The following is an 8,180-nucleotide window of genomic DNA, read 5'->3' on the forward strand; positions in this document are numbered from 1 at the left end:
ACCTCAATCAGGGGTTTGTTCTTTAACTAGTCTTTTATTTTCTTCTATTATTCTTCATTCCCAGTGGTTAGCCACTATTTATAGTATCAAAATCGTATCATGAACCACTCGTGCCCTTAGAATAGTTAGTAAAATCAAGGGTTACAAAATCTTGGAACCTATTCCCACTCTTCTCCTAGTAAAATCCTATGTGTCCGGAAGGTCCATTCTACGGAGTTTCAGTCCATTTGTTTTCTTTAAAAACGGAAGATTTAAGTGCGTTTTTAAATTTTTCCTGCCATTCCACTTCCATTTCCAGTTGGAAAATATCAGCACAATCAATATACAGCTGTACTTTTGCTACAAATTTTATTCCACTCTTTTGACTCATCTTAAAACTATTATTTTCATCTTGAATAATCTTTATCACTTTCATGTAAAATATTTGTTGGTGACCAACTTTCAACTAAGTTAACATTTAAGTTTTTTATATGAGAACTTAAATGTAGTGGGTTTAGCGAATAAATGAAAAATAAGACTAGCTGAGTCAATTGAAGTTTATTATCTCTATCTAAAATATTATTTGCAATCCCTGTAATGTTCTTCCCATATAAATCATCATGACTTTCTCCATGAGCTAATAACCTGTACATCAACGCTTGAAAATACACTCTATCTTTCTCAACAGGAATTTTATCTAATATATTTTGATTAATAGAAACTTCTGCAATTCCTGTATCGTATGTAAAACTTGAAAATGCCTCTAAAACCTTTCTCGTTATATTACCTATAGTAGAATCAAGCTCTTTAGTTCCTTCAACTTTGCAAGCATATTCATAAAGATGATTTACATTATTCTTGTATCCTGAGGTTAACTTGCTAATTTCAGAGTGGCGAATCACCTTACCACCTTTTAATTCGTAATTCAAATATTTTCCCATATCCGAATTAACATCCTCAAAAATACGTGTCAAATTATAATAAATTCCTAAATCATGAGTCATAATTAAAACTTTACTGCTCTTATTTCCCTTACCAATCGATCTTATTTGCGAATTAATATATGTATATAAACCAACAGCATTTCCAAAATCTAGACTTGTAATCGGATCGTCTATTATATAAAGAGCCTCATCAATATATTTGTCTTCTATTGATTTATTCTCTCCTACGCATGAAAAAAAGTAGCAAAGGCTTATAATGTTCTTTTCTCCTGTCGATAAACTACTTAAAGTCACTTTTTTGCCTTTTGAGAAAATATCATACCCTCCATCGCCATTACTCTTTAACTGCAATCTATTTCTATCAAAGAAAATATAGCTTAAATCTTCATTTATTTGTTCTAATGCAACATGCGTTTGTTTCAATTGTGAATTTGTCGCATTAATTTTCTCTCTTATCTCTGAAAGTTCCTCATCTAATTTGGTAATCTCATTTTCTTTTTCCTTAATTAGATTCGAAACCTTTTCTTTTACTTCCAAATTAGCCTTATTCTCCATAGCAGTAATTTTAAAATTTAACTCACAAGCTTTAGTAATAATCTTATCTTCTTCTAAAGATAGGTCATTGTGTTTTTTGATTTCTTCAACTAAAGAACTGTAACTCTGATTTAGTTTTTCATAAATATCTAGTATCTTCTCATAAGAATCTTCTAATGGTGTATATAAAAAATCTTTCTTCTTTTCTAGCAGTTTTTTTAAATTATCCTTTTCCCTAGAATAAATATCTAGATTTTCCTTATATTCATCAGCAAGTTTTTTTATACTTTCTTGCTGAAAATTAACTATTTCATTCGATAAACTTGGTTGACTCTTAATATTAATGGAGTCAATTCTCTTAATAAAAGCATCACTTTCATCATTTAAAATCTCAGCTTGCATTTTTTTCAAAGATTCAATTAATTCATTTCTATAATTTGTTTCTATTGTTTGAAAGCATGTCGGACAAGTATCAGTATTAACCAACTTTATCAGTTCAGAAAAATGATTGGCTCCTTTTTCTTCAATTTCTTTAAAAATTTTGGTTTCTCGTTCTGTCCAATGCGGTTCTTGCAAAACAGTTGCAAAAATATTTTCAATTTCGTCATCTATATTCTCATTTAGCGGGTCAAGTGGTTCCGGCGTGGGCAATTTAGGAGTTTTCCTGATTTGAGTTAGTTTCTCAAGACAATTATCAAATTCTGACTTGTTTTTTTCTACTTTTTTAGGTACCTCATCGTCAGGAATTTCTTGTGCCTGTATAGATAACTTATCCAAAAGTTCATCTGTTACTCGCCCATTTATAGAAAGTTTCCTAATTAGCTTTTCTTTTTCAGCCCATCCATTTTTAGCTCGCAGAATCTTTTCTAACTTTTTATAATCCTTTTGATAATCGTCCTGCATTTCTGTCAGAACGTTTTCACATTTTTTCTTATCTTCTTCTTTGCTTTTTAAATCCGACTCTAATGAATCAAGAATATTTCTATATTTTTTCTGATCACCTAGCATTACTATTGCATTTAAATCTTTCTGCTTTCTAAAATCTATTTTATCTAAAATAAATCCTTCACTAAAAGAATAGACTTTAGCATTAGTTACTTCACAGCTAGATACTTGATTATTAGTCATTTCAAATTTAATACTTTGAGGATTGGAATCTTCTGTGATTTCTTCACTCTCTATCTGCTCATTCAGAGAATAATGATAACATCCATTTGCAATGGATGATTTGCCTGATCCATTTTTTCCATAAAGGATTGCTAAGCTATAATTTTTCACATCAAAATATTGTCCATCTTTCTCGGCTGGGTTTGGCAAAGTATAAAATGGGATTACAATTTGCTCTTCTGATAAATAATCAATTTTTAATGAAACTTTATTAAATAACATAAATCCTTCTCCAATCATCTATATCTTAAATAGAAATAAATTAATTTTATAAATAACCTTCCAAACCTTTTGACTTAATTAACTCAATTGCTTTTCTTTCTTCTATGAGAGCTTGCTCATTATCATCTGCCGAGTAAGCTGACCATGACTCAAAAATTTCCATAATTCGATCAGATACTCTAATATCTCTTTCTCTGATGTGCTCCAATTTCCAATCTGACAAATGCGATTCAGATAACTCCTTAACTATCGCAATATTTGATTGTTTATAAGATTCTTTTTTCTTCTCAAAATAACCATTACTTGCAACAATATTTAGCCTTTTTCAAATGGAATTTTATTACCTAAGTGTTCGTTTGTTTCATATGCCCCTTCTTCTGATACGTTTGGGAAATATGCATTCTGCCATTTATTAGGTAATATGTGCTCAATCTCCCATTTTTCTGGAAAAATTTCATACTGTAAATCGTTGTCATAAGCTAAAAGTTTTAATAGCATCCTCATAACGTTTCTATGTGGATTCTTTAATTCCTCACGTATAACATTTTGATCAACAGCTTTAAAGTCAACTTTAGGTTTATCGCTATCAATGATTTCTGCATTTAAGTTGAGTGTATTCTGCTTAACTACATTAATTGTAGGGGTAACAATATATCTACTACATAAATTGACAAATAATTTTCTTAAAAATGAAAGAAAGTTTTCCTCGAAATTTTCTGAATCTTTATAGCATAGGTAATAGTTTATTACGGGATATTTCCAAAATTCATTCGGATAAGAGGTAAACATATCTAATACTTTTAGAATTTCAAAGTTACTTGACCATGTTTCACTATCTATTTCTTCATGGTTATTAACTACTGACCAAAAGTTTAATATCACACTCAAATTTTTCATTAATTCTGAATCATATAGTCTAAAAAAATTACTACTTGAATAATATTTTCTTAAACCTGGAGTTGTTGTCTTTCTATCGTTTTCTTTTGCTCGAAAATAAAACATATAATAATAAAATAGCTTTTGAATGCTTTCATCAGCATATTCTGCACCTGTACTAACTTCTTGCCATTTTTGAATGAAAGAATCTCTAGCTTCAGTATCTTTAATATTATTAAAGATTTTTGCCTTGAAAATATCTGCATCTGATAATGGCAATCTCCTATCATTAAGTGATGAAAAGATTGTAAGAGCAGTATCTTGACTATCGGCCTTGATTGGAAGGACAATAGCTTTATTTAAAATATTGTTTATCATGTGGTAGAAAGTTAAAGGCTCATCTTTAGCATACTGATCAATAATGTTTTGACATAGCACATAATTTTTCGAATAATTATCTTTAGCATCTTTCTCTGAAACGCCGGTCCTTAGTATATTAGTTTGTATATCGTTATATTCTGATTCAAAAACTCTAGACTCTAATAGCGTCTTACTTCTATCCGCTTCACCACTTAACTTATCAGTTTCCCATAAAGCTGGTTCAATCTAACCAATAAAATTATTTTTTTCTTGAGTATGATCCATCTTTTCGATTTTTGTATATAAAGCTCTTAGCAATAGACAAAGAGTTGTAATTCTTTGTTGACCATCAATTATTTCCAGTTCTTTTTTATCATTAATGTACGATACAATTATTCCCAGAAAATATGGAGAATCAATTATTTCTTGAGTATATTCAACTAAATCATCAAATAAAGTTTGAACCTCTTCTTCTCTCCACCCCTAAAATCTCTGATACTCAGGTATTACAAATTTTTGTTCTTTTCCAGCTTCTAAAAAATCTTTTACACTTTTCTTATTTATTTCTATTGTTGTCGACATAACATAATTATTCTCCTTAACTTTTAAAACCTTAGCTAATTCTTCAGATATTTCACTCGGGGTGAAGTTAGCCGTTATCATTACTTTCTTATCTGCTAGCATCGGGCTATACTCGGCAACCTCTTTTTTTGTTAATTGATGACAAATCGGTAAAATCCTACCATTGTTTATACTCTCCATTTGAAACAAGCCATTAAGTTTCTGCTTTGTCCAATATTTTCCCTCTGCAATATAATTAGGCGATAGGACAACAATTCCGTACCTAGAAAGCCTTAAACCTCGATCAATAGCTTCACCGCAATGAAAATCCCCAACTCATATCCTTGTCGTCGTATCAGACTGAGAGTCCTCTTATAATAATTTCGTGAACTAATTCATTTAAAAATTAAGTTTTATCTTCATATTTATCTTCATAAGCATGTGAAACAAATACATCATAACTTTTATCATCATTTACTGGGCTGTTATTTAATTCTACTTTTGTTATGACCTCAGTTTCTAGCTCCTTAATCCTATATTCATTCATCTGTTGAACTTTTTTTGTTTCCTTAGCTTCTTTTTTCTTCAAGTCAAGCTCTGCCTCTTGAAACTTTTGATGTACTTCCTTTCTTTTCTTTCGCTTTTCACCGATTTTTTTGAATAATCTTCACTCTTTGCTCCTGCTTTTGTTGCTGTTTCTTGATATTGAATCTGTCTTAATTTGCTGTTCTCTCTGGTTTGGGTTGATTATTTGCTTATTTTAACTTTAGATGCTTTGGATTCATTAAGTGCCACCTTCTTATCTTCTACAGCACGCTTTTTTCTAACTTAGCGATATTCTTTATCAAGATTATTAAGTTGACTTTGATATTGTTTAACTGACATCTAATCCCTCTACATATTTTCTTTAAAATTCTCAGCCTGTTCTAGCACCATATTAAATACTTCTTCATTCCACTCAGGTGGATAGCCATTTTCATATAATAAAATAACTAAATCCATCTTTAATTGTGCTTTAATATCGTTCCTATTAGACCAGTCTGTATACTGAGATTTATCATCTATCAGTTCCTTAATCTTCTTAGCCAAAATGACACGTTTTCATCTTCATAAGGAAATTCATATTTGTCTCGAACATTAACTAATATGTCATAGAACGCTTTTTCTTCATAGGATATTCCTATTTCTTCAAATGAGTTTCGATCAATCTCTAGCTCCCTCATTAAACGGATAAGCTCATCAAATAAATTATCAATAAAATCTTCTGTGACCTCACTAACAAATGCTAAATTATCTCTACTATTGTATTCTTCAACTACTCTCTTCAATCTTTCAGAGAATTCTAGAGCTTTAACTCTATTGGTTTTACTATAGTCATTAATTGCTTTTCTCAACAGTTTTAATAATGCGTTGAATTTAGTGATAGGCAACTTAACTTGATCCAGTTGTTCCAAAAAGTCTTCACTAAATAAATCTAGCGTTTTATCGTCATCAATGATATTTTCAATACCTGTACACTGAATAGCTTCTACAACCATCTTTTCAACGACTTCATTCATAATTTCTGCATCCGGAGCTGTTCCTCTGGTTTGCTTGTAAATAATAGAACGGATCGCCAAGAAGAATTGACCAAGCGATACTTCTTTATCAGTTAATTCTCCAGAAGGGAAACATATGTTATATGCTGCTTTTAATCTTCTAGATAGTCCCATAAACTCCTTCTGGGTCTCTTTTTTTAACTGAATAAATTCAGCAGCTTCATTTAGACACATTAGCCTTTCTAATGGCTCACCATATAGATAATCATACATGTCAAATTTAATGAACATATTATTTATTAAAGATAGATAATTCCTAAAGATTTTTAGAGATGCTTCCATTTCATCAACAGTACTTTCTTGCTGACCACCATAGATTTTTATAGCCTCCATCTTGTTTCGCTTAATACCTATATAGTCAACTACCAACCCTTTATCTTTACCTTCGAATACTCTACTAACCCTTGAAATAGTCTGAATAAGCGTATGCTTTTGTAAAGGCTTATCGATATACATAACCGCAAGTGATGGAACATCAAATCCTGTAATCCACATATTAACTACAACTGCTATTTTAAAATTAGAGTTGTTGTTTTTAAATTGTCTATCTAGCATTTTTCGGTATTCTTTTGTACCACAAGCTTCATAGAGGTCTTCTTCATCATTAGACCCGCGTGTAGAGACTAAATTAATTTTTGGTAAGGCAGCTAGTTTATTCAATTCTTGTTTAGTCAACTTGGATTCATCTTCTGATTTAATAGATTCACCCCACTCTGGCCTAATCTTCAAAATATTATTTAGTAATCTAAATGCAATTTCTCTTGTTGAACAAACTATCATTGCCTTTTGAACATTCTCTGGCTTCTCATCCGTTGGTTTTTCATAATGGTCTACAATATCCTGTGCCATTTTCCATTTTAATAGTAGCAAGCTGCTGTGATCATAAGACGAAATGCGATCTACTTAATTAATCCTATAATAAAACCTTTTTATTGAAGCCGTTATCACGCCAAGAAAGATAGTAAGCATTTTTAAGAAGATTAGACTTAATAACTTTCATTTCATAATCATCCCAAACAACCGCTACTTGATTTTCTATTGCAATCGCATCTGCTATCTGTCCAGAATAAAACTCATCAAATCCTGCTCTTTCAGGCTCATCATAATGTGGACAATGTAGATAAGGAATTATGCCCAAACCTTTGACCCATTTATGTTTTGGATTCTCTCTACCTTCAATAAACTCACTATCACTATGTCCTGCGATAAACCAGCATATAGAACCGGCACTTAAGCCAGACAATACCTTCCCACTTTTATTAGCTTTAATTAAGGCCTTATCTACAGCGTATTCTTTCCAAACTTCCATCATATAAGCAGTATTACCACCACCAACATAAATGATGTCTGCTCTTTCAATCTTTTGATTAACCTCTTCACTTTTTACTTCTACATTAGATAAATACAAGGTGTCAGTTTTGCATCCTAAACTTTCATATAAATCATTAATAGTCTCTATATAAGGCTCAGCATCTTTACTTGCTGTAGGTATAAATAAAAAATTAGGATTTTCCTTTTTAGCTGACTCGACAATAAACTTGTCTATTTCATAAGTTTCATTATCGACTATTTCTCCACCGCCAATTGCTATAATCATAAATTTCTCCTATCTCAATTTTTAATATTAATTCACTTTTTAAAAACAAAAAGGTAATGTTTACTAGCTCCAATTAATTCTTCTTTTTCACAATGGGAAAGATGCCACTCCAAGTATCTTTCATATGATAATTCACTCATTTCATTAATTTGTTCTTGTAACATCTCAGAAAAACCACTTGAACCAATTTTTTCAATATTTTCAAATTCACATTTACTTAATTTAGCTTCTGTTCCATCTTGTATGAATACTAAGTATGCTTCTACAATTGATTGGGATTTGTAGAGCTAAAACTTTTCTAAATACTTTTTACCATTTTTATATTGTTGTATCGGGTTCCAT

8 protein-coding genes and 2 pseudogenes are annotated in these 8,180 nt (G+C 30.8%); all 10 read right to left on the bottom strand.

What is annotated here, in order from left to right; genetic code table 11:
* Positions 1-208 precede the first annotated feature (208 nt).
* On the bottom strand, positions 209-415 hold the full coding sequence (locus tag ACQV2T_RS08910; RefSeq protein WP_428893558.1) for a hypothetical protein: 207 nt from the start codon (positions 413-415) through the stop codon (positions 209-211).
* Positions 387-2,846: an AAA family ATPase gene (locus ACQV2T_RS08915; protein WP_428893560.1), complete on the bottom strand. Its 2,460-nt coding sequence runs from the start codon at positions 2,844-2,846 to the stop codon at positions 387-389. Before ACQV2T_RS08915 ends, ACQV2T_RS08910 begins: the two co-directional genes overlap by 29 nt.
* A gap of 46 nt (positions 2,847-2,892) precedes the next feature.
* The gene (locus tag ACQV2T_RS08920; protein WP_428893561.1) at positions 2,893-3,069 is read right to left on the bottom strand and encodes a hypothetical protein; all 177 of its coding nucleotides are present in this window, start codon (positions 3,067-3,069) and stop codon (positions 2,893-2,895) included.
* Between the two features lie 24 nt (positions 3,070-3,093).
* A pseudogene (locus ACQV2T_RS08925) lies at positions 3,094-3,159 on the bottom strand (hypothetical protein); the annotation flags it as partial.
* Between the two features lie 2 nt (positions 3,160-3,161).
* A pseudogene (locus ACQV2T_RS08930) lies at positions 3,162-4,550 on the bottom strand (DUF262 domain-containing protein); the annotation flags it as partial.
* A 15-nt stretch (positions 4,551-4,565) separates the two neighbouring features.
* Entirely contained in the window at positions 4,566-4,844 is a 279-nt protein-coding gene (locus ACQV2T_RS08935; RefSeq protein ID WP_428893562.1) for a hypothetical protein, read from the bottom strand.
* Between the two features lie 205 nt (positions 4,845-5,049).
* A complete protein-coding gene (locus ACQV2T_RS08940) occupies positions 5,050-5,232 on the bottom strand; it encodes a hypothetical protein (protein ID WP_428893563.1) in 183 nt (60 codons plus the stop codon).
* 305 nt (positions 5,233-5,537) lie between these two features.
* Positions 5,538-5,732: a type I restriction enzyme endonuclease domain-containing protein gene (locus tag ACQV2T_RS08945; RefSeq protein ID WP_428893564.1), complete on the bottom strand. Its 195-nt coding sequence runs from the start codon at positions 5,730-5,732 to the stop codon at positions 5,538-5,540.
* Positions 5,708-7,090: a type I restriction enzyme endonuclease domain-containing protein gene (locus ACQV2T_RS08950; protein WP_428893565.1), complete on the bottom strand. Its 1,383-nt coding sequence runs from the start codon at positions 7,088-7,090 to the stop codon at positions 5,708-5,710. The genes ACQV2T_RS08945 and ACQV2T_RS08950 overlap by 25 nt, the downstream gene beginning before the upstream one ends.
* 64 nt (positions 7,091-7,154) lie before the next feature.
* Positions 7,155-7,838, bottom strand: coding sequence for a Type 1 glutamine amidotransferase-like domain-containing protein (locus ACQV2T_RS08955; protein WP_428893566.1), 684 nt, complete (start codon positions 7,836-7,838; stop codon positions 7,155-7,157).
* Between the last annotated feature and the right edge of the window lie 342 nt (positions 7,839-8,180).

Origin of the sequence: Facklamia sp. P13069 (genome assembly GCF_050409405.1) — a bacterium.
GTDB lineage: Bacteria > Bacillota > Bacilli > Lactobacillales > Aerococcaceae > Facklamia.